The sequence below is a fragment of the Pseudoalteromonas sp. S8-8 genome, from assembly GCF_000497875.1.
GTDB lineage: Bacteria > Pseudomonadota > Gammaproteobacteria > Enterobacterales > Alteromonadaceae > Pseudoalteromonas > Pseudoalteromonas arctica.
In genome coordinates this window covers 170,201-196,869 of sequence record NZ_AUTR01000035.1, presented here as the reverse complement: position 1 = coordinate 196,869, position 26,669 = coordinate 170,201, and the positions used below count along the sequence as shown (strand labels likewise).

Here is a 26,669-nt window from a genome sequence, read left to right as displayed (position 1 = left end):
CATTTATGCTGCGTTATCGCCAATTTATGGGGAATAACCACACAACATAGGCTCTGCCTTGCCTAAATACCAAACAGTCTGCTGCAAAATCAATCACGAAAGGTCAACACGCCCTGGATAACTACTTTTGGCAATTTGAGCAAAAAATAGTACTGCGCTGCCCCAATCTAATTTCTTCCAATTCGTTTTCACACGTCATACATGGCTTGCCTTTGCGCCCATATACTAATAACTCTTGAGCAAAATACCCGGGCTTACCATCACTTTGTGAAAAGTCTTTAAGCGTTGTACCACCTTGCATAATGGCCGCAGCAAGCGTGTCTTTTATAATAGGGATAAGTGCTTGATAACGTTTGAGCGATACTTTTCCCGCTTCTCGCTTTGGATGTATACCCGCTTTGAATAACGATTCATTCGCGTAAATATTACCAACACCAACCACCACTGCGTTATCCATAATAAATTGCTTTACGGGTACTTTTTTATTGCGCGACTGTTCGTACACGCGTTTAGCAAAAAAATCATCGGTAAGCGGCTCAGGGCCAAGCTTAGAGAGTAGCTTATGCACTTCACCTGGCTCTTGCCATAAGCAGCAACCAAAGCGACGAGGATCATTTAAGCGCAGTGCTTTACCGTTACCAAAAATAAACTCTACGTGGTCATGCTTTTTAAGCGGCTCACTTTTATCTACAACACGTAAATTACCTGACATACCCAAATGTAAAATAGTGCTCCCAAGTTCACAGTGTAAAAGTAAGTATTTAGCTCGTCGTTCAATACTAGTAACAATTAGCCCTTCAAGTTGATACACGTCATCTGGCACTGGCCAGCGCATACTGGCATTGTAAATATTTACCTTTGTAACAACTTGGTTTTGTACGTGGGGAGTGATGCCCATTCGGCTCACTTCTACCTCTGGTAATTCAGGCATTAATTAGACTCACTTTGTGAAAAATCAAAACTAGGAAATAACTGCCGTGCAGTTTTTAAATCGAGTGCGAGTATTCGTTGGCTACTCTTTTCGAGTAAGTAATATTGCCCATCGCCTTTATAAAGCAAATAAACCCAAGGTAAACTCTCGCCAGCCAACTCAAATGTAGCAACATATAAAGGTGCATTAGGATTAAAAACAACAGATTCGTTAACACCCATTAACCGCGCGCTTTGCCATTGGTTAATTAAATCACTAAGTTGCTGCTCAGATGCTTGCCACACAAGCGGTATGTCTTTTTGTAGTGGGGTTGTACGCCAGCTTGTTCCTATTCGCTCAATTTTTTGATCAACAAATTGCAGTGTCAGTACAAAACTTTGCTGAGGGAGTACGGCTTGTAATGTTGGTTTATCCTCCCCTCCCAAAAGTTGCTTATGCCAGCCATTTAAGAAGAAGATCATAATCAACATCGAAAATATTATAACGTTGTTCCAACCTTTACGGCCCAGTCGCATATTAATACACCTAGTAAATTCAAGATTTTAAAGTGTAACTAAAACTTAATTGCGCTGTCTATATGTTAAAGGCCCCAGACTTTGTTAGAATATCGGCAAATTTAAAGGAGTTCCGTCAATGTCTATGTATGTAGTGGGCCATAAAATCCCAGATTCAGATTCTATTTGTGGTGCAATTGCACTGGCTTATTTAAAAAACCAAATCGATGAGCCTGCAATTCCAACTCGTCTTGGTGAAATTTCACCTGAAACTCAATTTATCCTTGATAAATTTGGCTTCGAAGCACCAGAGCTTAAATTAAGCTACGCGGGTGAAGATGTGTATATTGTAGATCACACAGAAAAAACACAAGCACCCGATGATATCGACCAAGCTCGCGTTGTTGGCGTGGTAGATCACCACAAATTAGGTGACTTAACATCATCTACTCCGCTTGAATGTTGGATTCGTCCTGTTGGTTGTTCAAACACCATTATTAAAATGATGTACGACTTCTACAGCGTAGAAATCCCTAAAGACATCGCGGGTATTATGATGTGTGCAATTTTAAGCGACACTGTCATATTTAAATCACCAACATGTACCACTGCCGATATTAAATGTGTTGAAGCGCTAGCTGAAATTGCAGGCGTAGAAGACTTTAAAGAATTGGGTATGGATATGTTCCGCGTTAAATCTGCGGTAGAAGACACACCAGCACGTGATTTAGTAATGCGTGACTTTAAAGATTTCAACATGAACGGTAACCTAGTAGGCATTGGCCAACTAGAAGTAATCGACCTTGCTGTTTTTGACGATATTAAAGCAGACCTTGCAGCCGATATTGCTAAGCTAAAAGTTGAGGGTAATCGCCACTCTGTATTTTTACTGCTTACCGATATAATGAAAGAAGGCTCAGAAATGCTAATTGTATCTGACGATGCAAACTTAGTTGAGCAGGCTTACGGTGTAAAACCAGAGAATGATAAAGTATGGTTAGATGGTGTACTGAGCCGTAAAAAGCAAGTAGTACCACCACTACAAGATGCATTCACAAAAATCTAATTGTGTTTTCATTTATTGATTTAAAAGCCTTGTTGGTTATGCCAACGAGGTTTTTTTATGTCAATTCGCTAATCATAGTTTAAAAACAAAAAACCCAGCCTAAGCTGGGTTTTTAAATTCTAAAAGAAGAACTAAAATTACTTAATTTTAGCTTCTTTAAAAAGAACATGTTTACGAATCTTTGGATCAAACTTTTTGATTTCCATCTTCTCAGGCATGTTACGTTTGTTTTTGTCAGTAGTGTAGAAAAAACCAGTACCGGCAGTTGAAACTAAACGGATTTTATCGCGCATGATTCAGATCCTTAAACTTTAACGCCGCGAGCACGGATTTCTGTAAGAACCGTGTCGATGCCTTTTTTATCGATAATACGCATACCTTTAGTAGTAGTGCGTAATGTTACAAAACGTTTTTCACTTTCAACCCAAAAACGGTGTGTTTGTAGGTTAGGTAGGAAACGACGTCTAGTCGCGTTTCTCGCGTGTGAACGGTGATTACCAACCGCTGGACGCTTACCTGTAACTTGACATACTTTAGACATGTCTATATATCTCCAATAACTTCGCTCGAGCTTAATTTAATCTAAGGCCGTGTATTTCCGCCCTAGAGATAAATCGAAGGGCGCTCTTTATACAGCTTTTACAGGCAAAGATCAAACACTGATCTATCCAATCAGCTCATATATGTAAATTTGATAGCGGCTAATTATAAAGATCGAATGCCCTTAGGGAAAGTAAAAACTGCATTTAAATTAAACTAATTTGCCAAAACACGTTAAACAGCTCATTTTTAACACACTTATGTGTCTAACAAAGCTAAATCAGGCCTCGCTCGGCAAACGAAACACAGGTTTCTCCACCAACAATGATGTGATCGAGCACACTTATGTCGACCAATTGCAGTGCTTGCTGCAATTTATTCGTAATAAGTTTGTCTGCTTGGCTCGGTTCTGCAATACCACTTGGGTGATTATGCGCAAAAATAACAGCGGCTGCATTATTTTTAAGGGCAGCCTTTACCACTTCACGCGGATACACACTGGCAGAATTAATTGTGCCATAAAAAAGTATTTCGTCTTTTACTAATCTATTTTGGCTATCTAGGTATAACACCATAAATACTTCTTGTTGCAAGCCTCGCATTTGAATTGTTAGATAGTCATAAACTGAGTTTGGCGAATTAAACACTGCATCTCGTTGGCAACGCTCCTGCATATAACGTTGGCTTAGCTCTAATACAGCTTGTAGCTGCACATACTTAGCGGTCCCTAACCCCTTTTGAGAGCAAAACTCCTCAATACTGGCATTAAACAAATTATGTAGGGTTTTATTTTCATTTAGTAGATGCTGAGCCAACTCAATTACATTCATTCCTGGTAACCCTGTTCGTAAAAATATGGCAAGGAGCTCAGCATCAGTAAGTGCTTTAGCTCCTTTGGAGATGAGTTTTTCACGAGGTCGAAGTGAGTTTGGAAGTGAAGTAAGTTGCATTGTTCATCCTTGAGAGGCGAAAGTGTCTTATAAATGTAATGCAAATTTAAAATTTAGCCTGTTATTTCGAATTAAAAAACTTCGCTGTACGGGTAAAGATTTGTTATTTTAAGCCCAATATTTAATAAAAACTGATGAACATTCATGACTAACTTAACAAACAAAAAAATTGTACTAGGTATTACCGGCGGTATTGCAGCTTATAAATGCGCAGAACTCGTTAGGCGATTAAAAGACGCTGGTTGTGAAGTAAAAGTAGTTATGACTGAATCAGCTAAACACTTTATTACACCACTGACCATGCAAGCCGTTAGTGGAGAAACAGTCTCTGACTCATTACTAGACCCTTCTGCTGAAGCTTCAATGGGGCATATTGAATTTGCAAAATGGGCTGACTTAATTTTAGTTGCCCCAGCTACCTGCAATATTATTGCAAAAATGGCAGCCGGCATTGCTGACGACCTACTAACGACGTTACTGCTAGCAACGCCTGCAAAAGTAGCTGTAGCACCAGCCATGAACCAGCAAATGTATGCACACGCAGCTACACAAGCAAATTTAGCCACATTAAAAGCACGTAACGTACTTCTTTGGGGCCCAGGTAAAGGTGAGCAAGCCTGTGGCGATATCGGCGCTGGGCGAATGTTAGAGCCACATGAGCTAGTTGCACTATGTACAGCAAAAGAGCAACCGCAATTACTTGCAGGAAAAACAATTACAATAACGGCAGGCCCAACGCGAGAGCCTCTCGATCCGGTACGTTTTATATCAAATCACAGCTCTGGAAAAATGGGTTATGCACTGGCAGAGGCCGCTTTGCAACTCGGTGCTACGGTTAATTTAATTTCGGGTCCAGTCACTATAAAAGCCCCTACTGGCGTAAACCTTATCAATATAGAAAGCGCTGAGGAGCTATTAACTGAGTCACTTACCTATGCACCACAGTCAGATGCATTTATTGGCTGCGCCGCTGTTGCGGATTATCGAGCTGCAAACATTGCGACTCAAAAAATGAAAAAACAAGGCGACGAACTCACCCTTACTTTAACTAAAAACCCTGACGTAATTGCAGCTATTGCCAACCTTACACAAAACCGCCCCTATACGGTTGGATTTGCCGCCGAAACTCAAAATGTAGAAAGCTATGCTAAAGGTAAACTAAAAAATAAAAATCTAGATATGATTTGCGCTAATGACGTATCAAAAAGTGGCTTAGGGTTTAATTCCGATCATAATGCTTTAACACTATACTGGCATAACGAACAACTAGAATTACCAACTACAAGTAAAATAGAAATAGCTCGCAAGGTGATCGAACAGCTGGCCAAACATCTATAAAAGGCTGGAAACAAACTGAATAAAACATTAACATACGCCAATCATTTGAACAAAAAATGACTAGGGTTCTTAACTGCGCCACTAAGAATAACTAATAAAAAGGAATGTTCATGCCTGCGACAAAAAGAAGTAATCGCAAAGAGCAAATACTGCAAGCACTCGCACAAATGTTAGAAACTAATTTAGGACAACGTATCACCACAGCAAAACTAGCTGCTGAGGTGGGTGTGTCTGAAGCCGCGCTATACCGTCACTTTCCGAGCAAAGCGCGTATGTTTGAGGGCTTAATTGAGTTTATTGAAGATACCCTTTTATCTCGTATAAATATTATTATTGAAAACGAAAAAGAAAGCCAAACGCGCATTTATAACATTCTATTATTACTTCTAACCTTTGCTGAAAAAAATCCAGGCATTACTCGTATTTTAACTGGCGACGCATTACAAGGTGAGCAGGAACGTTTACGCGAGCGGGTACAAAGCTTGTTTGAAAAATTAGAAACTCAGTTTAAACAAGTACTTCGTGAGCGTAAATTACGTGAAGGTAAAAACTTTCAAAGTGATGAGCTTACACTTGCAAACTTTTTACTTGCCTACGTTGAAGGCAAAATGAATCAGTTTGTACGTAGCGACTTTAAAGCAAAGCCAAGTGTTCAATTTGAAAAACAATGGCTTGAGCTACAAAAAATTTGGCTGTAATGTTTCCTAAATTAATAAATTAAATACCAAAAAACGACCTACGGGTCGTTTTGTCGTATGTAGCTGCCATTTATCTGATCCGCTCGAATTGTGAGCCAAACTCGTTACAATGAAACAATGTCATAATACGAGAATCAATAATGAAAACAAAACTCACCTTATTAAGCACGGCACTCGTTGCCAGCTTAACTAGCACCGGCATACACGCCAAAGAATCGCTACAATTTAAAGACGTTTTTAGTTTTAAATCAGCTAAAAGCACGCAACTATCTGACAATGGTCAAGTACTCACTTTTAGTGCAACGCCGTATCGTGGAAATGCAACTGGCCAAGTTTACTCACTACAAAGCAATACTCTCATCGCAGAAGTAGAACGCGGCACTAAACCTCATATTAATAAAGCCGCTAACTGGGTCGCTTTTACACAAGTACCTACCTTACTTGAAAAAGAAACAACCAAAAAAAAAGACACACTTAAAAACAATCTGGTACTCGTAAACACACAATCAGGTGCTCAACAAAGCTTTGCTGATGTAAAAGATTACACGTTATCTGATGACGGTATGTGGCTTGCTTATCGTTTAAATAAAAAAGACGATGACGCAAAAGTAGAAGATAAAACCGATAGCACTAAAAACGAAGAAGATAACGCTATCACGCCCGATAAAAAAGATAAGAGCTATGCGCTTGTTATCGTAAATTTATCTGATAAACGCACCCATACAATAGAAAACGTATTTAGCTATGCTATTAACTCAGCCAACAGCCAGCTATTAGTGAGTCAAAGTTACAGCGATGGTAATAACAACCAAATAGCGTTAATTGAGCTAAGTGACTTTACTAGCAGTGTATTAATTGATGAACCGGGCGTAACCGCAAATAAAATAGCGTGGCACCCAGCTGACAATATTGCAGCGTTTACATTGGGTAACTATGTAAATGATGACACGCGCCGTCGAAGCTACACTTTACAGCTATATAAAAACGATAAACTTTCAACAATAGCCTCACCTGATAAAACATGGACCCTAGGTAAAACAGCCACCCTTGAATGGTCAGAAAATGGCGAGCGCTTATATTTTGAAAACCATCCAAAATTAGCAGCTAAAGTAAAAGCCAAAGAATATACCAACGAAGCCTCATTGTACGATTTTGACACCATACGTGAACATAAAGGTTTAGATGTATGGCACAACAACGATGCGCAAATAAAACCGCGTGAAGAACAACAATGGAACGAAGTTAATAAAAATCGCCATTACAGCGCGGTGTATCACGTTAACTCGCAAAAAGTGGTACAGCTAAGTACCACTAATATGCCTGAGGTTGCACTAAACCCTGAGCGAGATGTATCTTTACTTGGCTCATCTAACATCCCCTACCTAGAAAAAATAATGTACGGCGGTTTTTTTGCTGATTACTTTGCAGTAAATATAAACACCGGTAAACAAACTCCAATTATTAGTAACTATCCGTTTAGACCAAGCCTTGCACCAAATGGTGAATTTGCAGCTTATTTTAACGACAGCCAAATACAGTTAAAAGATTTAAAAAATAATAAAGTAACACCGCTTACAAAAGCGATTCAGGCAACCTTTGCTGATGATAAACACGACTACCCTTCGACTCAACCTGGTTATGGTTTTGCTGGTTGGATGACCGATAGCAGCCAAGTGCTTGCTTATAGTAAATACGATATTTGGGCGTTTGACGTAAAAACGCAGCAAGCTAAACGCCTAACTAATGGTAAACAAAGCAATTCGCAGTACCGTGTTATTAAGCTTGATAAAACCCAAGTGGGCTTTAAAAAAGGCGATACATTACTTGTCTCTGCTATTAATCTACAAACTAAACAAAGCGAAGTGGCAAAGCTCGACTTAACCACTAACACAATAACTAACGTGCTTAGCGGTAATAAACGCTTTGATATGGTTAAAAAAGCCAAAAAGGCTGACAAGTATTTATTCACCTCGCAAACTTATAGCCAATTTCCTGATTACTACCAAACTAATTTTAGCTTTAGCGCACCAAAACAAGTAACCACGCTAAACCCACAAATTAGTAATTTTGCCTGGGGCGAAAAGCCAGAACTAATAAGCTATAAAGGCTTTGACGGCGAAGATTTACAAGGCGTCCTAATAAAACCAGCGGGATATAAAAAAGGCGATAAAGTACCTGTGGTTGTGTATTTTTATCGTTATATGAGCCAGCGCATGTATGACTTTCCAAAAATGGAATTAAACCATCGCCCTAACTTTCCTATGTTTACCTCAAATGGTTATGCGGTATTTTTACCTGATATTCGCTTTGAAATAGGTCACCCTGGTAAATCGTCAACGCAAACCATGATAAACGCCACTCAAAAGCTAATTGATTTAGGCATAGCTGATAAAAATAAAATTGGCTTGCAGGGTCACTCTTGGGCGGGCTATCAAAGTGCGTTTATGATAACCCAAACAGATATGTTTAAAGCGGTTGTATCTGGCGCTCCAGTATCAAACATGACAAGTGCTTACAGTGGCATACGTTTAAAATCGGGCCTTGCTCGTCAATTTCAATACGAAACAGGACAAAGCCGTATTGGCAAAAACTTATTTGAAGCACCAGAACTTTATATAGAAAACTCACCGGTGTTTTTTGCAGACAAAGTTAATACGCCTATCTTAATAATGTCTGGCGACAAAGACGATGCAGTACCTTGGCATGAGAGCGTGCAGTATTACTTAGCTCTGCGCCGTGCAGGAAAAGATGCTACATTTTTACAATACGAAGGTGAACCACACCACTTGAAAAAGTTTCCTAATCAGGTCGATTTTTCAGTACGTATGATGCAGTACTTTGATCATTACTTAAAAGGCAAACCAGCTGAAAAGTGGATGACAAAAGGCGAGGCATTTATAGAGGAATAGATATAACATTTATTCAGAGCTCTACGTAAGCGATAACGTTGAGCTCTGCGTCAATTAAATCAAGGCGAGGCATATTACATTTAAGTAATCAGTCACTACCTAGTCCTTCATACCTTTGAAAAATGCTGTAATGATCTTTAAACTTTTATAAACACCACCGTATATAAGCGTTTTAATCAAAGTAAAAAACTATAATAAAAGCCTAATATAAGTAATAATCACTAAATTCAGAGGTTAAAGAGTCGTTCATTATGCTAGGTTTTTGGTACAAAGAGTTTCCACAATACCCAAAAGACCATAAGGATTTTTGGCGTACTCGCTTAATAGCTCACTCTTTACTAATAACTACATGTTACTTTTTAGCTTTAACACTCCTCAATCTTTTTTATTTTGAAAGCTATGACATTGCTTTAATTGATGCCTTAGGACTTACGATATCGTTAGGTATTTATACTTGGTTTAATAAAACAGCCAATGTAAATGCAGCAGCGTGGGCTGTCACCCTTATGGTCGTTAGCTTAATAATGATGTTTGTGGTTTCTGTAGGTGGGCATGCGCATTCTTTATTTTGGGCGACGTTAATCCCGCCTTTTAGCTTTTTTTTAGTTGGAAGAAACTGGGGAAGCCTATTTAGTGCAGTCGCCTTTACTATTTGTGCGTATCTTGTGTATTTACAACAACAGCAAACTGTAACAATTGGCTTAGGCTCTTTATTTAATCTCATAGAGGTAAGTCTTGCTCATATTTTAATTTTTAGATTTTACGAAAAAACACGGTTTTCGGCATACACTCGATTATCTATCCGTAACTTAGAAATTCAACACTTAGCAGAAACCGATAAGTTAACGGGGCTTTATAACAGGCAAAAATTTGATTTTGAATTATCACAGTTAATTGCTAAAAATGACGTTTTTAAAACCCCGCATTGCTTACTTATTTGCGATATAGACCACTTCAAAAATATAAATGATACCTACGGGCATTTAGTTGGCGATAACGTACTCACTGAATTTTCTAAAATATTAAAAATGCGTATGGGAAATGATGCACTTATTGCGCGATGGGGTGGAGAAGAATTCACTATTATTTTATCCAACACCTCTTTAAATGATAGCGCTAAAAAAGCCGATGACCTGAGAAAGTATATTGCCGAAAACACAATTACAAATGTAGCATTTACTATAAGTATTGGGTTAGCAACGATACAAAAAGACGATACAGTGCTAAAACTATTGGAACGGGCTGATACTGCGCTATATAAGGCTAAAAATAATGGACGCAATAAAGTATGTGTTAGCGATAACGATTCAACCGTTATCGCTCAATCAACCTACTTAAATGGGTTTATAGCCTAAACTTAAGCGTACTGCCCACAAGCAAATCCACAGCTCCAAGCATACTGGAAATTGTAGCCCCCTAACCAACCCGTTACGTCAGTTACTTCGCCTATAAAGTATAGGCCTTTAGCTTTTTTAGCTTCAAAGGTTTTTGAGCTCAACTCGTCGGTATCTACACCGCCCAATGTTACTTCTGCTGTTCTATAACCTTCTGTGCCATTGGGTTTAATTTGCCAAGCATGAATATAATTTACCAGCTCATCTATTTGGGCATGTGTAAGCTGATTAATATTACAATCTGGTATCGCTTTGCTTTCGTGCAGTATTTCTATAAAGCGTTTAGGTAAAATAGTCGAAAGGCTGTTTTTTAACGACTTTTGGGCTTGTGTTTCACGCCAATCAGCAAGTTGCTGCCTTAAATCAATTTCAGGTAATAGGTTTATAGTTACAGCCTGCCCTGCTCGCCAAAATGAGCTTATTTGCAATATTGCAGGGCCCGATAACCCTCGGTGAGTAAAGAGGATATTTTCTTTAAATACGGTGCCGTCTTCGCTTGAAACTTCACATGGAATACTAATTCCCGAAAGCCCTTCAAAACGCTCTTTATCATGCTGATGCAAAGTAAACGGCACAAGTGCAGCCATAGTTGGTAACACGCTTAAGCCAAACTGCCCTGCAATTTTATAACCTATTGGTGTAGCCCCTAGTTTTGGCATGGTTAAGCCACCCGATGCAATAACTAACGACTCACAGCTTAAGGTTTCTTGCTCTGTGGTAACGCTATAGCCGGTTTCGGTTTTTGATACGCTGATCACTTCACTGCGTAGCTTTATATTTACTCCGGCCCACTCACATTCGGTTAGTAAAATATCAACAATGTCTTGTGCATTGTTATCGCAAAAAAGCTGGCCTAGTGTTTTATGGTGATACGCCAAGCCATGTCTGTCCACCAGCTCAATAAAGTCATGCTGTGTATAACGACTTAAGCATGATTTAACAAAATGAGAGTTTGTGCATAAGTAGTTATCCGGGGTTGCATTTTCATTTGTAAAATTGCAACGCCCACCACCACTTATTAAAATTTTACGACCTGGTTTTTTTCCCATATCAAGTACTGTAACGCTTCGGCCACGGTATCCAGCTTGCGCTGCACACATTAATCCTGCAGCTCCCGCACCTATTACAATTACATCTACTTGGGTCATTTATTTATCTCATTAAAAAATTTGCTCGATTATAGCAAAGTTTAATAGCTAACAACGCAGCATTTGAATTATTAGTAATAACACAACAAAAACACATCAGTAATAAGTGGGGAATAATTACTCGCACAATAAAACAACCCTTTATGCTTATTTTTAATTTATATGACAAATACTAAACAACGAGTAAACCGCTAAAAACCTGGGTTATAACTAAATGAAAGAGGTACATAATAAATTGATATTTTAACCTAATTAACAGATCGTTTACTTTTGTTCCCGCATCGTGATCTTATATCACGAAATAATAAATAAAAATCTAGGGATAATTATGACAACTAGTAAAACTTTTAAAAGATGCGCAATTGCAATTACAGTTAGTACGCTTTTTGCAGCAACATCTGGCATGGCTCAATCAGTTTCAAGTTCAATGGCTGAAACATCTGCTAAACTACAAAGCCAAGGCAGTTTCGAAACTCAGTTCATTATTAAATATAAAAATAATAACGAAATGGCGAGCCTCTCAACTGCAGACGCAAGCCCGTCTAGCATGAAAAAGCGCGCACAAAGCTTTGTTAAAAACTTCGCTTCTAAAAAAGGCAAAGTAAAAGCAAAATACATTCGTGCAATGGCACTTAATAACCATCACGTAATGCGTGCTGATAAAAAATTAAGTACAGCAGAAGCGCAAGAATTTATGCAAGAAATGGTTGATTCAGGCAATGTGGAATACATTGAAGTGGATCAAATGTTAAAGCCGTTTTCAACTCCTAACGACCCTCGCTTTGATGACCAATGGCATTACTACGAGCAAGCCGGTGGTTTAAACTTACCGACGGCATGGGATACCGCAACGGGTAGCGGTGTAGTTGTAGCCGTACTAGATACAGGTTACCGCCCACATGCCGATTTAAATGCTAACATTTTACCGGGTTACGATATGATCTCTAACCTATCGGTAGCTAACGATGGCGGTGGTCGCGATAGCGATGCACGTGATCCTGGTGATGCAGTTGCTGCGAATGAATGTGGTACTAACGGTGCACAAAACTCTAGCTGGCACGGCACGCACGTAGCCGGCACAGTTGCTGCGGTAACCAATAACGGCGAAGGCGTTGCAGGCGTAGCTTATAACGCAAAAGTAGTGCCTGTTCGTGTACTTGGTAAATGTGGTGGTTTAACCTCAGATATTGCAGATGGTATTATTTGGGCATCTGGTGGAAGTGTTTCAGGCATTCCTGCCAACTCAAACCCTGCAGATGTAATAAACATGAGTTTAGGCGGCAGCGGTTCATGTAGCTCTACAACTCAAAATGCAATTAACACAGCACGCAGTAACGGCACTGTGGTAGTTATTGCTGCAGGTAACGATAACGATAACTCGGCAAACTACAACCCAGGTAACTGTAATGGTGTAGTAAACGTAGCATCAGTAGGTCGTAATGGCGGTCGAGCTTATTACTCAAACTACGGTAGCAATATTGATGTTGCAGCACCGGGTGGCGCGCAAAGTTTTGCAAACGACTCTGAAGGTGTTCTATCAACTTACAATTCAGGTTCGTCTACACCTTCAAGCGACAGCTACGGTTATTCGCAAGGTACATCAATGGCTGCGCCTCACGTAGCAGGTGTTGCGGCACTTATTAAGCAAGCAAAACCAGATGCAACGCCTGACGAAATAGAAAGTATTTTAAAATCAACAACCCGTTCGTTCCCTGCTACATGTACTAGCTGTGGTACGGGTATTGTTGATGCAGCCGCAGCTGTTGCAGCAGCAAGTGGCGGCACTACTCCACCTACAGGCGGTGATAGCGAGCTTATTAATGGTGAAGCTAAAACAGGTTTAAGTGGGGCTGCAAATGCACAAGCGTTTTACACTATGACCGTACCAAGCGGTGCAACTAACGTAACATTCACTATGAGTGGTGGTACTGGTGATGCTGATTTATACGTACGTGCGGGCAGTAAACCTACAACTACTACCTATGACTGTCGCCCTTATAAAGGCGGTAATAGCGAAGAGTGTTCTATTGATAACCCTACTGCGGGAACTTACCACGTAATGCTTAACGGCTACTCTGCGTATTCAGCTGTGAGCTTGGTAGGTAATATTACTGGTGGTTCATCGTCTGGTGGCGGTACAGGCACTCCACAAGCTGGCGGAGGCACTATAAGCGATGTGACAGCCAATACTGGTCAGTGGAAACATTACACGTTAGATGTACCTGCAGGAATGAGTACGTTTACAGTAACAACGTCGGGTGGAAGTGGCGATGCAGACTTATTTGTAAAATATGGCAGCCAACCAACAACCACTACGTACGATTGTCGCCCTTATAAAAATGGCAACGCAGAAACATGTACATTTACCAATCCACAAGCAGGTACTTGGCACTTAAGTGTTAACGCCTATAGCACTTTCTCTGGTTTAACACTTAGCGGACAATACCAACCGTAATTTAAAATTTGAGCCGTAAATAAAAAACCGATGTTGTTTCCAACATCGGTTTTTAAATAGTAAGTAGCTGATTAATTAAAGCTAAAACCTACACTTTATTACTGTTATAGCTTCTCTAGTACTGATTCTGCGCGGCTTACAACAAACTCTTTGTCTTGCTCTACAAATAAACCAGTTACTACTGCATTTTCAACAATCATAGCGTAACGCGTTGAACGTAAACCACCAAAACTAGCGGTATCTTTATCAAGCCCTAACGATTTAGTGAAACTTCCATCGCCATCAGCAAGCATTGTAATTTCTTGCGCGTTTTGCGAGTCGCCCCATGCTTTCATAACAAATGCGTCATTAACAGATACACAGTAAATAGCATCCACACCTTTTGCTTTAATTTTATCAGCAAGAGTAATAAATTCAGGTAAATGTGCATTTGAACACGTTGGTGTAAATGCACCTGGCACTGCAAATAACACGACTTTTTTACCTTCAAACAACTCTTTATTTGTAAGAGATTGCATACCGTCGTCAGTTAATTGCGTTAACGTAACCGATGGTAATTCTTGGCCTTGCTCAATCATGGTGGTTCCTTTAAAAGATCAATACAGAATAAGTAACAATCATACTACGTAAACTATTACAGTGTAGGTAAAGTGTAACTAACTTAGTAACCCAGAGTAGTCTAGCAAAGGTTTATAGACCGAGTTTACTACATTTTATGAAAACTATTTTAGCTTCTATAGTTTTCATAAAATTTATTGCTCTGTAGCTAAGGTAAATTCAAATCATTTATAAAACTTGAAAAATCATTACCTAGCTTTTCATCTCGTATACTGTACTCAACAATTGCTTTTAAGTAGCCTAACTTATCTCCACAATCGTGAGAGCGACCACTCATATGAAATGCTTCAACGGTTTCTTGTGCCATTAATGCGTCAATAGAATCTGTAAGTTGTATTTCACCGCCAGCGCCTACAGACGTTTTTGCGAGTAGAGGCCAAATATTCTTACTCAGTACATATCGCCCTACAACAGCAAGATTTGAAGGTGCTAAATCTGCATCAGGTTTTTCAACCATAGCTTTAATTGCAGCACTTTTACCTGGCATTAACTCAACACCGTTTATATCAGCAATACCATATTTACTAACGTCTTCTTTAGCTACTGGCTCAAGCATTATTTGGCTTGCTTGAGTTTCTTTAAAGCGTTTAATCATGGCCGCTAAGTTTTCAGTTTCTTGATCGGCAGTATAAGCATCAAGTATCACATCTGGCAGGAGCACTACAAAGTTATCGTCACCAACTATTGGCTTAGCACACAAAATAGCATGCCCTAGCCCTTTAGCTTCACCTTGGCGTACACTCATAATGGTGACATCAGGCGGACAAATAGAGCGAATCTCATCTAATAAAGCACGTTTAACACGTTTTTCAAGAGTAGCTTCTAGCTCGTAACTTGTATCAAAATGGTTTTCGATTGCATTTTTAGAGCTGTGTGTAACTAATACAATATCTTTAATACCGGCAGATACACATTCGCTGACAATATATTGAATTAGAGGTTTATCAACTATAGGGAGCATTTCTTTTGGAATAGCTTTTGTCATAGGGAGCATTCTCGTCCCTAAGCCTGCTACTGGAATTACAGCTTTCATATCTATCCTTAGTGATTAAGTTTGTAAATAAACTAGCAGATATAAAATAGATACCAGCTGAATAAAGTTACCTCTTTTGAAGAAGTAAATTTGAAGCTGCTTTTAAAGTGAAGACTCTACACTTTGGGAATATAAAATAGATAGGTAAATAGTGAACTTATTAATGATTTTGTTGGGGGTGAGATTACATTAGCTAAATAAAAAAGTCTGAAGTTGTTATTAATAACAACTTCAGACTAATCAATATTTAACAATACCTTACTGAAGGTAGAGTTATAAAACCTTTTTATAATTAAAGACCAGCGCGATCTTTAATCACTGCAATAAGTGGTGAGCTAGCAAAGTTGCCTTCAGCCCAAGCAATATCAGCACCATCTGTTAGAGCACTTTTTGATAAGTTTTTAACTATATACTCACCAGTATCCACTGCATTACTAGCAACAGCATGACGTAATAAGTTATTACCATTACATTGTACTGCATCATAAATATTACGAATTTTTACACGAGAGCTTTTAAGCTTGCTGCGTAATCGGTTTTTATCGTCTGCCGCAATATATTCACAAATAGATACTGCTAATTGATCTTCAGCATTTGCAGGTGCTGTATACGAAAAAGAACTTACAGCGACAACAGCAGTAAGTGCAACTAGCTTTGGTAATTTAAACATGACAAACCCTTTATAATACTTTGTTCTTATATAGACTATCAAATATTATATCAATCTATCAAAAATTACGCAATAATGTTAATGTTCTTTATACAAAGTTACGAATTTATAACTAGATTTGTTTTTTTCATCAGGAAGGTTTTCTTGCTCTTCTTTCACGTCCCAATTAGCAACTTTATTGTAATCAGGAAACTGTGTATCGCCTTTAATATCTAAATCAATAAAGGTTAAATACAAGCGTTCTGCTTTTGGTAAAAATTGCTCATAAATATTACCGCCACCAATAATCATTACTTCTTCAACAGCACAAACTAGTTCTAGTGCGGCCTCTGGTGTAGTTACCACTTCAATACCCTGTGCAGTATATTCGCTGTTTCGAGTAATAATAATATTACGACGCCCAGGTAAAGGACGGCCTATTGACTCAAAAGTTTTACGACCCATGATCACAGGTTTACCCGTAGTTATTTTTTTAAAATGCTGAAGATCCGCAGGTAAATGCCATGGCATTTTATTATCTAGGCCAATTACACGGTTATTTGCCATTGCTGCAATCATTGAAATTATCATAATAAACACCTAGTACTTTATTCTTAAACAAAGAAAAAGGAGCATAAGCTCCTTTTTAATAAATTTTATTTAATTAACGCTCGTAGACAACTTCTACGTCGTAATCATCTTCATCCCAGTCGTCCCAATCATCATCATTGCCTTTACCTTTAGTGGCTTTTTCATGATAGGTATCCCACTTGAATTCAACTTCTTCATCTTCAACTTGTACAAACTTCTCTTTAGGCATGCTATCAAGTAGTGTCATTATGTTGTGGATTAAAGGTTGAGTATTAAGTTTATTAATTGCTGAAATGTGATAAATATTTTCAGTTTCGCCCAGCTCTTCTGCAATCGCTTCGCATAGCGCTTTTGCTTCATCTGCTGGTAATAAATCTATTTTATTAAACACTAACCAGCGTGGTTTTTCAGCTAATTTAGGACTGTATTGGTGTAGCTCGTTAATAATCGAGAATGCATTATCAACAGGGTTTGAACCATCTACCGGCATTACATCAATAATGTGCAATAACACACGACAACGCTCTAAATGCTTCAAGAAGCGAATACCTAGGCCTGCACCATCAGATGCACCTTCAATTAGACCCGGAATATCGGCTATAACAAATGATTTATTTGCTTCTGGACGTACCACACCTAAATTAGGAATAAGCGTCGTGAATGGGTAATCAGCTACTTTTGGTCTTGCTGCAGATACACTGCGGATAAACGTAGATTTACCTGCATTTGGTAATCCTAGTAAGCCTACATCAGCTAATAATAGTAACTCTAACTTTAAGTTACGTACTTCACCGGGTGTGCCCAATGTTTTTTGACGAGGTGCTCGGTTAGTACTTGATTTAAAACGTGCATTCCCCAAGCCGTGGAAACCACCTTTTGCAACCAAAATTCGTTGACCATCTTGAGTTAAGTCGCCAAGTCCCTCTTGGGTATCAACATCCATGATGCGCGTGCCTACAGGCACCATAACAAATAAATCATCGGCTTTTCGGCCTGTACAGTTACGGCTACGACCATTAGTACCACGTTCAGCTCTATGAAAGCGCTCAAACTGATAATCAATTAGGGTATTTAAGTTTTCATCAGCTTGTAGATAAACACTACCACCGTCTCCACCGTCACCGCCGTCTGGTCCACCATCTGGAACATATTTTTCACGACGGAAAGACACGATGCCGCTGCCACCGTCTCCAGCTTCTGCGCGAATTTCTACTTCATCTACAAACTTCATGATTACTCACTTTAGGGATTGGCTTGTTTAATAACTCTATTATATACCCAAGCCAACACAAATGCAGGCTTGGGTATATATTTTGACTGACTACAAAACAAAAAACCCCGCAAAGGCGGGGTTTTTAACTACCTTACTGATTACTCAGTTACGATAGTTACGTATTTACGGTTTAAAGGACCTTTTTGTTCAAACTGAACTTTACCATCTGCTTTTGCGAAGATAGTGTGGTCTTTACCGATACCTACGTTAGTACCAGGGTGGAAACGAGTTCCACGCTGACGAACAATGATGCTACCCGCTAGAACTGATTCGCCACCAAAACGCTTAACACCTAGGCGTTTGCTTTCTGAATCGCGACCGTTACGAGTACTACCAGCTGCTTTTTTATGTGCCATTTCTAAGTACCTCTAATTAAGCGCTAATGCTAGTGATTTTAACTTCAGTGAACCATTGACGATGGCCCATTTGCTTACGAGAATGCTTACGGCGTCTAAATTTAACAACCTTAATCTTCTCACCGCGACCATGTGAAACAACCTCAGCTGTTATCTTGCCACCGTTTACGAACGGTACACCGATCTCGATTTTCTCACCATCAGCAACTAAAAGTACTGAATCAAATTCTACTGCCGCACCAGTTTCAACGTCTAATTTTTCAAGACGAATCGTTTGACCTTCAGTCACACGATGCTGTTTACCACCACTTTGGAAAACCGCGTACATAATTAACTCCGTCTGTGCACCCTCAAATCGGCGCAACTAAAATATTCTTCGATAGGGCGCGAAGTTTACGCTAACGCGAAATAACTAGCAAGCCTATTTTGTAATTAAAATGAATAAAAAGTAGCTGCTTTGAGAGCAATTCAATATTTACCCCATTTTATATTAATTAGCCCTTTTGCCAAGCGCTTTTTAACTCTTAGTCGAAATAAATTAATGTACTCAAATATGACCCTCACAGCTTAATATCTAAGCACACCATAAACTGTATATTGATTATCAATTAATCAGTTATCTTGGCTAATTCAGTCTAAATTAAGTACTTTAATAGTGTTTTTTCAATCAATCGTCACAAAATATCGAGCTAGTGCATTTTTTGTTGTACAATCTGCGCCGTTCACACATAAAAATTGGCTCGGAGATCAATGGATATAAAAGCTATCCAGGCGTTAATCGAAAGCGATATGAATGACGTCAATCAACTTATACATGCGCAAATGCGCTCAGATGTGGCGTTAGTTAATCAGCTTGGTTTATATATAGTTAGCAGTGGCGGCAAACGCGTTCGTCCAATGCTGGCAATTTTAGCAGCCAAAGCGCTCGGTTATCAGGGTAAAGATCACATAACACTTGCAACAATTGTTGAGTTTATTCATACAGCAACGCTATTGCATGATGATGTTGTAGATGAATCAAACTTACGACGTGGCACGCCTACAGCAAATGCTGAATTTGGTAATGCTGCTAGCGTATTGGTTGGTGACTTTATTTACACTCGTTCATTTCAGCTTATGGTTGGTCTTGGAAAAATGCAGATTATGCAAATACTTGCCGATGCAACAAACATTATTGCTGAAGGTGAAGTATTGCAGTTAATGAACTGCAACGACCCAGATACGACCGAAGCCAGTTATATGCAGGTTATTTACTCTAAAACAGCTAAGTTGTTTGAAGCAGCGACAGGCCTTGCTGCCATTATTACTGAGCAAGACCAAACTACTCTCGATGCACTAAACCTATATGGTATGCATTTAGGTACTGCGTTTCAGCTAGTAGACGATGTACTCGATTACAATGCAGATGCTGAGCAGTTGGGTAAAAACATTGGTGATGATTTAGCTGAAGGCAAACCAACGCTTCCACTTATTTATGCTATGCAACATGGTAGCAAGCAGCAAACGCAGCTTATTCGTGATGCAATAGAGCACAGTAATGGTATGGAGCATTTAGAAGAAATTCTATCGGCACTAAAGCAAACTAATGCGCTTGAATTTACAATGCAAAAAGCAGAGCTTGAAGCTGACAAAGCTATTGCGTGTTTAGACTTTTTAGCTGAGTCTGACTATAAGCAAGCACTCATAAGCCTTGCTCGTATTGCGGTTGACCGCGACCACTAGTTTTAACTAGTTTTAACTAGTTACACAGTGTGAAATTAATTCTGAGCAATAAAAAAGCCTGCAAATGCAGGCTTTTTTGTTATTCTACTTTGGCTATTACGCCATGAAATCAACACCTTCTTTGATGTCTTTTTTCAGTGTTTCAAGCATGTCATTTTTTGCTTTTGTTTCAAATGCGCTTAGTTCGCCGTAAGAAAGAATTTCTTCTACGCCGTTTTTACCTAAACGTACTGGATGTGCAAAGTACTCTGCATCGCCACTTTCAACAGCAACGTAAGCGTAATCTACAACTTCTTCACCCTGTAGGCCTTTAACTAAAGACATACAAAAACGAGCTGCAGCAGCACCCATAGATAGCGTAGCTGAACCACCGCCTGCTTTAGCATTTACAACTTCAGTACCCGCATTTTGGATACGTGGAGTAAGTGCAGCAACTTCTTCATCAGTGAAAGAAACACCTTCAACTTGAGAAAGTAGAGGAAGAATAGTTGTGCCTGAGTGACCACCAATTACTGGTACTTTCACAGTTGCTACGTCTACGCCTTTAAGTTCAGCAACAAATGCTTCTGAACGAATAACGTCAAGCGTAGTAATACCGAATACGCGTTTAGCGTCGTAAGTACCTGCTTTTTTGAATACTTCAGCAACGATTGGAACTGTGCCATTTACTGGGTTAGTAATAATACCTACTAACGCTTTAGGACAGCTAGCAACAATGCCTTCTGCTAAAGTTTTGATGATACCAGCATTTACATTAAATAAATCAGCACGATCCATACCTGGTTTACGTGGCATACCCGCTGGGATAAGAACGATGTCAGAGCCTTCAAGCGCTTTGTTTAATTCGTCTGCGCCAAAGCCTGCTACTTTAACATCTGTTGGGATGTGAGAAAGGTCAACCGCAACACCTGGTACTACTGGTGCAACATCATAAAGTGATAATTCAGAGCCAGCTGGTAAGCCTGTTTTTAATAATAAAGACAACGCTTGGCCGATACCGCCTGCAGCACCTAATACAGCAACTTTCATTGGAATTCTCCGTAATTTGAGGTAGGAAACATTTGTGGCTCTTAAGATAATGAAATTAGCGACTAAAAACAAATTTATCCTGTCTATTTCAAGTATATTTTCGACCATAGTCGTAAACTTTTGTGATTTAACGCATCAAACTGACAAGTTAACTAAACAACTGCTGCATAATTATTCATTTTTGTGTAGAATTTGCGGCATAAATAACAAAAACGAATAAAGACTATGCAACCACAAGATAAACAAGAAGCACTGGTAAAAGCATTTAAATCACTATTAAAAGAAGAAAATTTTGGCTCTCAAGGCGAAATAGTTGATGCATTAAAAGATCAAGGCTTTGACAATATAAGCCAAAGTAAAGTATCGCGCATGTTAAGTAAATTTGGTGCTGTACGCACACGTAACGCCAAACAAGAAATGGTTTACTGCTTACCTGCTGAAATGGGTGTACCTACGGCTAAAAGCCCATTACGCCAATTAGTAATCGACATTATGCACAACGAAATGATGATCATTATTCGTACCAGTCCAGGCGCCGCTCAGCTTATCGCTCGTTTATTAGATTCATTAGGTAAAGCAGATGGCGTACTAGGAACAATTGCAGGCGACGATACTATTTTTATCGCTCCTGCTAAAATATCTGAAATAGATGTAACACTTGAACGTGTTCGCATTTTATTTGATACGGTTTAATAGCAAACTAAATTTGTTTTAAAAACCCGACTGAAGGCGCAAAGAAAGCAGAACCCATATCGGCTTGAGTAAAATCAAGCCAGTGGTCGTAACAATCCCCTTCCCCTAAACGACTATTAAGTACTTTTTCAAATGCGGTGCCCGTACAAGAGCATGTAATTGATAACATTCCCTGCTCATACACATCGCCATAAGGCATGCTCTGATTTAATAATAGCGGTTGTCCGTCTTCGTCTTTTAGCTCACTTCGCGAAGCATGGCTGGTTTCGATCGCGGGGGTAATTAGCGTGTTATCAAGGCGCGTACGCCCCATTATTTGTTCTTGCTCGCTCAATGATAAGTGCTGCCACATAGTTAAATCATGCTTATAGCGCTGTACATGAATATAACTCCCCTGATCTTCAAAATTGCCAGGGTTACTAATTAAAGCCGTAGCGCGCTTTTTTCTTCCATGTGCGGTGTCGCCACCATAAATAAAACCATTAAAATCACGACCATCTAAAAAGCGAAAATTACGAATTTGCTCCACCAGCTCAACATCGGGAGCAAATAGTTTTAAAATTTGCAGCGCAAATAAATGGTTAACGTCTTCACGGTCAGAGCGAATTTGCACAAATAAATCGCACGGTTGTACGCTCATTTGATGATCGCTATGGTTTATATTAGGAAAGCTCTGTAATTCGCTTGGGATGTATTCAGGGAGGATATGCGGCCAATATTGCGCACCAATAGCAACCATACAAGAGAGCATTGATTCTGAAAATTGATCGCTAAATTCTTCTTCAATAGCGCTTACTTGTTTTAACTTTGCGCGAAGTGATTCATCTTGACCATCAAACACATTAAAAAATAAGTGCAAACCGTGTAAGTTTGCTTCAGCACAAATCCCTGATTGCGCTTGCGCCATTGTTATTCCTTAGTTTTACAGATAAAAACACAGCGAATAACAAATTAATTACGATTCGAAAAAATTCACCGTGTGAGGTTTTATTTTTATTATAGCCTGTTCATTATTTTCAAATGACTGGCCATATTGTGCAGCAACTTCAATTTCTTGTTTATCAATAACAAGTGAATAAACATACGCCGAACCAATAAAGCGACGACTTATGATTGTAGCTCGCTTGCTGAGTTTGTCACTTTGGTTATCTGCCACTAATTCTATTTGATGAGGGCGCACATATATAAGCCCTACGCTTACGTTTTGCTTACTCTCAATATAAGATTCGACTAAACCAAATGGTGTTTTGTATTCAGTTGCTGTTAATACTTCTGCGCTCAAGTATATGCCTTGACCCAGAAACTCTGCAACCTCCTTTGAACATGGAGCTGCAAAAAGCTGCTCGGGCGTGCCTTGTTGCTCAATTTTACCGCGATGCATAATGGCAAGTGTATCTGAAAACGCAAACGCCTCTTCTTTTGAATGTGTAACAAACACAGCAGACACTTGAGTTGCCTTAATAATTCGACGTATATCGGCAATTAATTCAAAGCGTACTTGTGTGTCGATATTTGAAAAGGGCTCATCAAGTAGCAATAAACTAGGCTTATAAGCTAATGCACGAGCAATAGCTACACGCTGCTGTTGACCACCCGATAACTGATGCGGGAACCTGTCGGCACAGCCAATTAAATGTACCAGCTTAAGCATTTCATCAACGCGTTGCTGCTTTTGAGCTTTACTCATTTTACTAAGCCCGAATGCGATATTATTTGCTACCGTTAAATGCGGAAACAATGCATAATCTTGAAACATCATGCCGATGTTACGGTGCTCAGGCGAGACAAACGATTGCTCATCACTCACTAATTTACCGTCTATAAAAATAGACCCTTGCTTAGCTTCAATTAAACCTGCAATCGCTTTTAACGTGGTCGTTTTGCCGCACCCACTCGCTCCGAGTAGGCAAACAATTTCATCTTTACCTACTGTTAAATCTAAATTGTGGATAACCTTTGTGCCGTTATAGTGATAGCTCACGCCTTGTAAAATTAAACTACTCATTTAACTACGCTGCTCCATAGAACGATTAATAAAATACAAAGGAATAAACCCAACAATAACAATAAATAATGCCGATATAGAAGCAAGCTCTAACTGCTCGTCACTCACATACTGAAATACATGAGTAGCTAAGCTTTCAAAATTAAACGGCCTGAGCAATAGCGCAGCCGGCAGTTCTTTCATGCACTCAATAAATACCAATAACGCAGCAGTAAGCAATCCTCTTCGCAGTAAAGGTAGGTGCACTAAACGCAGTGTTTGTCCTTGGCTTTTACCCATTGATTGGCTTGCCATATCAAGTGATGGGCTAATACGTAAAAAACTCGACTCAATTGCTCCGTGTGCAATGGCGTAAAACCTAACAATATAAGCAATAATAATAGTAAGAATGCTACCTGTAAGCAGTAAGCCAATATCTAAATTATACGGCTCGAGCGCTGTGTTAATGGTGTTCTCTAATAATGTAAGGGGTAACAAAACCGCAATAGCGAGTACTGTGCCAGGCAACGCATATCCTGTGCTTGCTAAACGCCCAGGAATAAGCGGATACGTTTGCTTTGCCACACGCTGATAAAAAACCACAAAAACACTCAACGTAATCGTTATTAGGCTCACAACCCCTGCCACTTTTAAACTTTGCCAAGCGTAACTAAAAAACTCTACATTCCATGCTTTATCAAAGTAAGTAATGGCGTAATTTATGAGTACTGCAATAGGAGTTACAAACGCGATAAGTAAAATAAAGCTACAAAATGCCGTTGCGAGCCAAGCTGACTTTCCTTTTAATACATAGAGAGATTCACTATTTACACTTGATTGGCGCTCAAATACAGCTTGGTTACGACGACTAAAGCGCTCTGCCATTAATGCTAAAAATAACAGTAATAACATCACACCCGATATTTTAGCTGCCGCTGTAAGTGAGTAATAACCAAACCACGTATCGTACACAGCCGTAGTTAATGTACTTACGGCAAAATAACTCACTGTTGCAAAGTCAGCCATGGTTTCCATACTTATAAGCGCAAGAGCCGCCACAATAGCCCCACGAGAGAGTACTAAGCTTACTTTAAAGAAACTTTGCCAAGGAGATAATCCCATTAACTGGCTAGCTTGTACTAATTTGAATGACTGCTCGCGAAGAGCCGTTTTAAAAATCAAAAATAAATACGGATAAAGCACCAAGGCAATCATAACGATGGCGCCGGGTAATGTACGTATATCAAAAAACCAATAGTCATTAGGCGATTGCCAACCAAACCATTCTCTCAGCGCTATTTGCACCGGGCCCGCATAATCTAATAAATCAGTGTATACATAGGCAATAATATAGGTGGGCATAGCAAGGGGCAGCATAAGTGCCCATTCAAACTGTTTTTTACCCGGGAAACTACAGTAAGCCGTTAGCCATCCAAGTGGCAAAGCTATGGCGCAGCTAAGGACGCAAACACCTAAAACAAGCAATACGGTATTGGTTATGTAATCCCAAAGCACGGTATCCCACAGGTGAGAAAACACCTCAGAGCTACCTTGTAGAGATTCAAAAAGAAGAAAAAACAACGGGGCCGATAGAATTAAGCCAGTCGACCACGCAAAGAGCTGCCATTTAGACAGCTTAAATTTATTAGTCATTAAAGATCGAACTTCACCTCATCAATTAGCTTAAGCGCTAACGGACGATATTTACTAATCTCATCAAGTGGCAAGCTGTCTTCTTTAAAACTCCCCCAAGACGCAACCAAACTTGATAGTTCAACACCCGACTTAACTGGATACTCCATATTTAATGAGGCATACATGTTTTGTGCTTTGCTGTCGGTCATATACTCTATGAGCTTTAATGCATTTTCAGGGTTTTTAGCATATTTGGTAATAACCGCACCCGAAACATTTATGTGTGAGCCACGATTAGTTTGATTCGGAAAGTTAATATTTACGGCCTCAGCCCAACCTTTTTGTTCTTTATCTTCTAGCATTTTACCAAGGTAGTAACTATTACCTAATGCCAAGTTACATAAACCTTCTTTAACGGCTTTAACTTGAGCACGATCGTTACCTTGAGGTTTACGTGCTAAATTAGCCTTAACACCTTCAAGCCACTCTTTGGTTTGCGCTTCACCATGGTGTGCAATCATAGAAGCCACTAAACCTAAGTTATATGGATGTTTGCCAGAACGCGTACAAATTTGTCCTTTGTATTTAGGATCTGCTAAATCTTCATAAGTGAGCTTAGGTAACGCACCAATTCGCTCTTTTGATGAATACACATTACGCACTCGCTTAGTAAGCGCGACCCATTGGCCATCACCGTCACGAAAAGCTGCAGGCACGTTATTATTTACACTGTCACTTTTTATAGTTTGTGTTAATTTTAAATCTTCTAATTGAATAAGCGCACTAAAATTAGAGGTTAATACTAAATCGGCTTTACTATGTTTACCTTCACGTTTAACACGCTCAATTAACCCTTTTTTAGCAAAAACAACATTGGTTTTTATTCCCGTTTGTTTTGTAAAATCTTCTAAAATTGGCTGAATCAAAAACGGCTGACGAAAAGAATAGATATTAACAACGTCACTTGCAAAGGCTGGTGCCGATGCTGCTAATCCTAAAACAAGTGTAAATACTGTCTTCATTATTTCACCTAAATAATTGTTATTATCATCGAATTCTACCGCGCTCATTCAAAAAGTGCACACTTTAAATAAATGTAAATATGTAAATAACGCCCAAAAAGGAAATGCAGTGTAAGAGATGTCTCACGGATGTGACAGCTA

The 26,669-nt window shown here is 39.3% G+C and carries 26 protein-coding genes; 8 read left to right on the top strand and 18 right to left on the bottom strand.

Going from position 1 to position 26,669, the window contains the following annotated elements; genetic code table 11:
• Positions 1-121: 121 nt before the first annotated feature.
• Both mutM and L659_RS0111690 read right to left on the bottom strand, forming a co-directional pair.
• Positions 122-931 carry a bifunctional DNA-formamidopyrimidine glycosylase/DNA-(apurinic or apyrimidinic site) lyase gene (mutM, locus tag L659_RS0111695; RefSeq protein ID WP_024590647.1) on the bottom strand — a complete coding sequence of 270 codons (810 nt, stop codon included), beginning with the start codon at positions 929-931 and terminating at the stop codon, positions 122-124.
• Positions 931-1,446 carry a hypothetical protein gene (locus L659_RS0111690; protein ID WP_024590646.1) on the bottom strand — a complete coding sequence of 172 codons (516 nt, stop codon included), beginning with the start codon at positions 1,444-1,446 and terminating at the stop codon, positions 931-933. Before L659_RS0111690 ends, mutM begins: the two co-directional genes overlap by 1 nt.
• A gap of 118 nt (positions 1,447-1,564) precedes the next feature.
• On the opposite strand from L659_RS0111690, the gene L659_RS0111685 reads away from it, so the two are divergent.
• On the top strand, positions 1,565-2,491 hold the full coding sequence (locus L659_RS0111685; protein ID WP_007581938.1) for a manganese-dependent inorganic pyrophosphatase: 927 nt from the start codon (positions 1,565-1,567) through the stop codon (positions 2,489-2,491).
• 137 nt (positions 2,492-2,628) lie between these two features.
• On the opposite strand, the gene rpmG is transcribed toward L659_RS0111685, so the two are convergent.
• The 3 genes from rpmG to radC form a co-directional block, all read right to left on the bottom strand.
• On the bottom strand, positions 2,629-2,784 hold the full coding sequence (rpmG, locus tag L659_RS0111680; protein ID WP_004335545.1) for a 50S ribosomal protein L33: 156 nt from the start codon (positions 2,782-2,784) through the stop codon (positions 2,629-2,631).
• Between the two features lie 11 nt (positions 2,785-2,795).
• Positions 2,796-3,032, bottom strand: a complete 237-nt coding sequence (rpmB, locus tag L659_RS0111675) for a 50S ribosomal protein L28 (protein ID WP_004335549.1) — start codon at positions 3,030-3,032, stop codon at positions 2,796-2,798.
• A gap of 274 nt (positions 3,033-3,306) precedes the next feature.
• Positions 3,307-3,981: a RadC family protein gene (radC, locus tag L659_RS0111670; protein ID WP_024590645.1), complete on the bottom strand. Its 675-nt coding sequence runs from the start codon at positions 3,979-3,981 to the stop codon at positions 3,307-3,309.
• 144 nt (positions 3,982-4,125) lie between these two features.
• Here radC and coaBC point away from each other — a divergent pair, with 144 nt between their 5' ends.
• The 4 genes from coaBC to L659_RS0111650 all read left to right on the top strand — a co-directional run bounded on the left by coaBC (position 4,126) and on the right by L659_RS0111650 (position 10,281).
• Positions 4,126-5,319, top strand: a complete 1,194-nt coding sequence (gene coaBC / locus L659_RS0111665; RefSeq protein ID WP_024590644.1) for a bifunctional phosphopantothenoylcysteine decarboxylase/phosphopantothenate--cysteine ligase CoaBC — start codon at positions 4,126-4,128, stop codon at positions 5,317-5,319.
• A gap of 110 nt (positions 5,320-5,429) precedes the next feature.
• Entirely contained in the window at positions 5,430-6,017 is a 588-nt protein-coding gene (gene slmA, locus L659_RS0111660) for a nucleoid occlusion factor SlmA (protein ID WP_007581932.1), read from the top strand.
• A 140-nt stretch (positions 6,018-6,157) separates the two neighbouring features.
• Entirely contained in the window at positions 6,158-8,926 is a 2,769-nt protein-coding gene (locus L659_RS0111655; RefSeq protein WP_024590643.1) for a S9 family peptidase, read from the top strand.
• 251 nt (positions 8,927-9,177) lie between these two features.
• Positions 9,178-10,281 (top strand): GGDEF domain-containing protein, encoded by a 1,104-nt coding sequence (locus L659_RS0111650; protein ID WP_024590642.1) that lies wholly within the window; start codon positions 9,178-9,180, stop codon positions 10,279-10,281.
• Positions 10,282-10,283: 2 nt separating this feature from the next.
• Here L659_RS0111650 and L659_RS0111645 read toward each other — a convergent pair whose 3' ends face one another.
• On the bottom strand, positions 10,284-11,468 hold the full coding sequence (locus L659_RS0111645; protein ID WP_024590641.1) for an NAD(P)/FAD-dependent oxidoreductase: 1,185 nt from the start codon (positions 11,466-11,468) through the stop codon (positions 10,284-10,286).
• A gap of 328 nt (positions 11,469-11,796) precedes the next feature.
• Between L659_RS0111645 and L659_RS0111640 the strand changes: the two genes are divergently transcribed.
• A complete protein-coding gene (locus tag L659_RS0111640; RefSeq protein ID WP_024590640.1) occupies positions 11,797-13,923 on the top strand; it encodes a S8 family peptidase in 2,127 nt (708 codons plus the stop codon).
• Between the two features lie 104 nt (positions 13,924-14,027).
• Here the strand turns inward: L659_RS0111640 and L659_RS0111635 are convergent, their stop codons facing one another.
• From L659_RS0111635 to rplU, 7 genes are all read right to left on the bottom strand, one after another.
• Positions 14,028-14,501, bottom strand: coding sequence for a peroxiredoxin (locus L659_RS0111635; protein WP_007586078.1), 474 nt, complete (start codon positions 14,499-14,501; stop codon positions 14,028-14,030).
• A 188-nt stretch (positions 14,502-14,689) separates the two neighbouring features.
• Complete coding sequence (galU, locus tag L659_RS0111630) at positions 14,690-15,574, bottom strand: UTP--glucose-1-phosphate uridylyltransferase GalU (RefSeq protein ID WP_024590639.1); 885 nt, start codon at positions 15,572-15,574, stop codon at positions 14,690-14,692.
• A 292-nt stretch (positions 15,575-15,866) separates the two neighbouring features.
• Positions 15,867-16,244, bottom strand: coding sequence for a DUF3718 domain-containing protein (locus tag L659_RS0111625; protein WP_007586082.1), 378 nt, complete (start codon positions 16,242-16,244; stop codon positions 15,867-15,869).
• 78 nt (positions 16,245-16,322) lie between these two features.
• A complete protein-coding gene (folA, locus tag L659_RS0111620; protein ID WP_024590638.1) occupies positions 16,323-16,814 on the bottom strand; it encodes a type 3 dihydrofolate reductase in 492 nt (163 codons plus the stop codon).
• A 73-nt stretch (positions 16,815-16,887) separates the two neighbouring features.
• The gene (cgtA, locus tag L659_RS0111615) at positions 16,888-18,045 is read right to left on the bottom strand and encodes an Obg family GTPase CgtA (RefSeq protein ID WP_010553337.1); all 1,158 of its coding nucleotides are present in this window, start codon (positions 18,043-18,045) and stop codon (positions 16,888-16,890) included.
• A gap of 140 nt (positions 18,046-18,185) precedes the next feature.
• Positions 18,186-18,443: a 50S ribosomal protein L27 gene (gene rpmA, locus L659_RS0111610; protein WP_002957747.1), complete on the bottom strand. Its 258-nt coding sequence runs from the start codon at positions 18,441-18,443 to the stop codon at positions 18,186-18,188.
• A gap of 16 nt (positions 18,444-18,459) precedes the next feature.
• Entirely contained in the window at positions 18,460-18,771 is a 312-nt protein-coding gene (gene rplU / locus L659_RS0111605) for a 50S ribosomal protein L21 (RefSeq protein WP_002957748.1), read from the bottom strand.
• A gap of 422 nt (positions 18,772-19,193) precedes the next feature.
• Between rplU and ispB the strand changes: the two genes are divergently transcribed.
• The gene (ispB, locus tag L659_RS0111600; protein ID WP_024590637.1) at positions 19,194-20,165 is read left to right on the top strand and encodes an octaprenyl diphosphate synthase; all 972 of its coding nucleotides are present in this window, start codon (positions 19,194-19,196) and stop codon (positions 20,163-20,165) included.
• Between the two features lie 96 nt (positions 20,166-20,261).
• Here the strand turns inward: ispB and mdh are convergent, their stop codons facing one another.
• Positions 20,262-21,194: a malate dehydrogenase gene (gene mdh, locus L659_RS0111595; RefSeq protein WP_024590636.1), complete on the bottom strand. Its 933-nt coding sequence runs from the start codon at positions 21,192-21,194 to the stop codon at positions 20,262-20,264.
• Positions 21,195-21,419: 225 nt separating this feature from the next.
• On the opposite strand from mdh, the gene argR reads away from it, so the two are divergent.
• The gene (gene argR, locus L659_RS0111590; RefSeq protein WP_002957753.1) at positions 21,420-21,887 is read left to right on the top strand and encodes a transcriptional regulator ArgR; all 468 of its coding nucleotides are present in this window, start codon (positions 21,420-21,422) and stop codon (positions 21,885-21,887) included.
• Between the two features lie 7 nt (positions 21,888-21,894).
• Here argR and L659_RS0111585 read toward each other — a convergent pair whose 3' ends face one another.
• From L659_RS0111585 to L659_RS0111570, 4 genes are read right to left on the bottom strand one after another with little or no spacing between them, the layout of a single operon-like run.
• Positions 21,895-22,794: a Dyp-type peroxidase gene (locus L659_RS0111585; RefSeq protein WP_024590635.1), complete on the bottom strand. Its 900-nt coding sequence runs from the start codon at positions 22,792-22,794 to the stop codon at positions 21,895-21,897.
• A 48-nt stretch (positions 22,795-22,842) separates the two neighbouring features.
• Positions 22,843-23,892, bottom strand: coding sequence for an ABC transporter ATP-binding protein (locus L659_RS0111580; protein ID WP_024590634.1), 1,050 nt, complete (start codon positions 23,890-23,892; stop codon positions 22,843-22,845).
• Positions 23,893-25,524, bottom strand: coding sequence for an ABC transporter permease (locus tag L659_RS0111575; protein WP_024590633.1), 1,632 nt, complete (start codon positions 25,522-25,524; stop codon positions 23,893-23,895).
• Positions 25,524-26,528, bottom strand: coding sequence for a Fe(3+) ABC transporter substrate-binding protein (locus L659_RS0111570; RefSeq protein ID WP_024590632.1), 1,005 nt, complete (start codon positions 26,526-26,528; stop codon positions 25,524-25,526). Before L659_RS0111570 ends, L659_RS0111575 begins: the two co-directional genes overlap by 1 nt.
• Positions 26,529-26,669: the final 141 nt, after the last annotated feature.

Excerpts from the sequence above, each read along its gene's own strand:
- coaBC (WP_024590644.1), top strand. The coding sequence starts at position 4,126 with ATGACTAACTTAACAAACAAAAAAATTGTACTAGGTATTACCGGCGGT.
- slmA (WP_007581932.1), top strand. The coding sequence starts at position 5,430 with ATGCCTGCGACAAAAAGAAGTAATCGCAAAGAGCAAATACTGCAAGCA.
- mutM (WP_024590647.1), bottom strand. The coding sequence starts at position 931 with ATGCCTGAATTACCAGAGGTAGAAGTGAGCCGAATGGGCATCACTCCC.
- L659_RS0111650 (WP_024590642.1), top strand. The coding sequence starts at position 9,178 with ATGCTAGGTTTTTGGTACAAAGAGTTTCCACAATACCCAAAAGACCAT.
- L659_RS0111655 (WP_024590643.1), top strand. The coding sequence starts at position 6,158 with ATGAAAACAAAACTCACCTTATTAAGCACGGCACTCGTTGCCAGCTTA.
- L659_RS0111570 (WP_024590632.1), bottom strand. The coding sequence starts at position 26,528 with ATGAAGACAGTATTTACACTTGTTTTAGGATTAGCAGCATCGGCACCA.
- ispB (WP_024590637.1), top strand. The coding sequence starts at position 19,194 with ATGGATATAAAAGCTATCCAGGCGTTAATCGAAAGCGATATGAATGAC.
- L659_RS0111635 (WP_007586078.1), bottom strand. The coding sequence starts at position 14,501 with ATGATTGAGCAAGGCCAAGAATTACCATCGGTTACGTTAACGCAATTA.
- mdh (WP_024590636.1), bottom strand. The coding sequence starts at position 21,194 with ATGAAAGTTGCTGTATTAGGTGCTGCAGGCGGTATCGGCCAAGCGTTG.
- L659_RS0111625 (WP_007586082.1), bottom strand. The coding sequence starts at position 16,244 with ATGTTTAAATTACCAAAGCTAGTTGCACTTACTGCTGTTGTCGCTGTA.
- folA (WP_024590638.1), bottom strand. The coding sequence starts at position 16,814 with ATGATAATTTCAATGATTGCAGCAATGGCAAATAACCGTGTAATTGGC.
- cgtA (WP_010553337.1), bottom strand. The coding sequence starts at position 18,045 with ATGAAGTTTGTAGATGAAGTAGAAATTCGCGCAGAAGCTGGAGACGGT.
- radC (WP_024590645.1), bottom strand. The coding sequence starts at position 3,981 with ATGCAACTTACTTCACTTCCAAACTCACTTCGACCTCGTGAAAAACTC.
- rpmG (WP_004335545.1), bottom strand. The coding sequence starts at position 2,784 with ATGCGCGATAAAATCCGTTTAGTTTCAACTGCCGGTACTGGTTTTTTC.
- L659_RS0111685 (WP_007581938.1), top strand. The coding sequence starts at position 1,565 with ATGTCTATGTATGTAGTGGGCCATAAAATCCCAGATTCAGATTCTATT.
- L659_RS0111690 (WP_024590646.1), bottom strand. The coding sequence starts at position 1,446 with ATGCGACTGGGCCGTAAAGGTTGGAACAACGTTATAATATTTTCGATG.
- argR (WP_002957753.1), top strand. The coding sequence starts at position 21,420 with ATGCAACCACAAGATAAACAAGAAGCACTGGTAAAAGCATTTAAATCA.
- rpmB (WP_004335549.1), bottom strand. The coding sequence starts at position 3,032 with ATGTCTAAAGTATGTCAAGTTACAGGTAAGCGTCCAGCGGTTGGTAAT.
- L659_RS0111585 (WP_024590635.1), bottom strand. The coding sequence starts at position 22,794 with ATGGCGCAAGCGCAATCAGGGATTTGTGCTGAAGCAAACTTACACGGT.
- rpmA (WP_002957747.1), bottom strand. The coding sequence starts at position 18,443 with ATGGCACATAAAAAAGCAGCTGGTAGTACTCGTAACGGTCGCGATTCA.
- L659_RS0111640 (WP_024590640.1), top strand. The coding sequence starts at position 11,797 with ATGACAACTAGTAAAACTTTTAAAAGATGCGCAATTGCAATTACAGTT.
- galU (WP_024590639.1), bottom strand. The coding sequence starts at position 15,574 with ATGAAAGCTGTAATTCCAGTAGCAGGCTTAGGGACGAGAATGCTCCCT.
- L659_RS0111575 (WP_024590633.1), bottom strand. The coding sequence starts at position 25,524 with ATGACTAATAAATTTAAGCTGTCTAAATGGCAGCTCTTTGCGTGGTCG.
- L659_RS0111580 (WP_024590634.1), bottom strand. The coding sequence starts at position 23,892 with ATGAGTAGTTTAATTTTACAAGGCGTGAGCTATCACTATAACGGCACA.
- rplU (WP_002957748.1), bottom strand. The coding sequence starts at position 18,771 with ATGTACGCGGTTTTCCAAAGTGGTGGTAAACAGCATCGTGTGACTGAA.
- L659_RS0111645 (WP_024590641.1), bottom strand. The coding sequence starts at position 11,468 with ATGACCCAAGTAGATGTAATTGTAATAGGTGCGGGAGCTGCAGGATTA.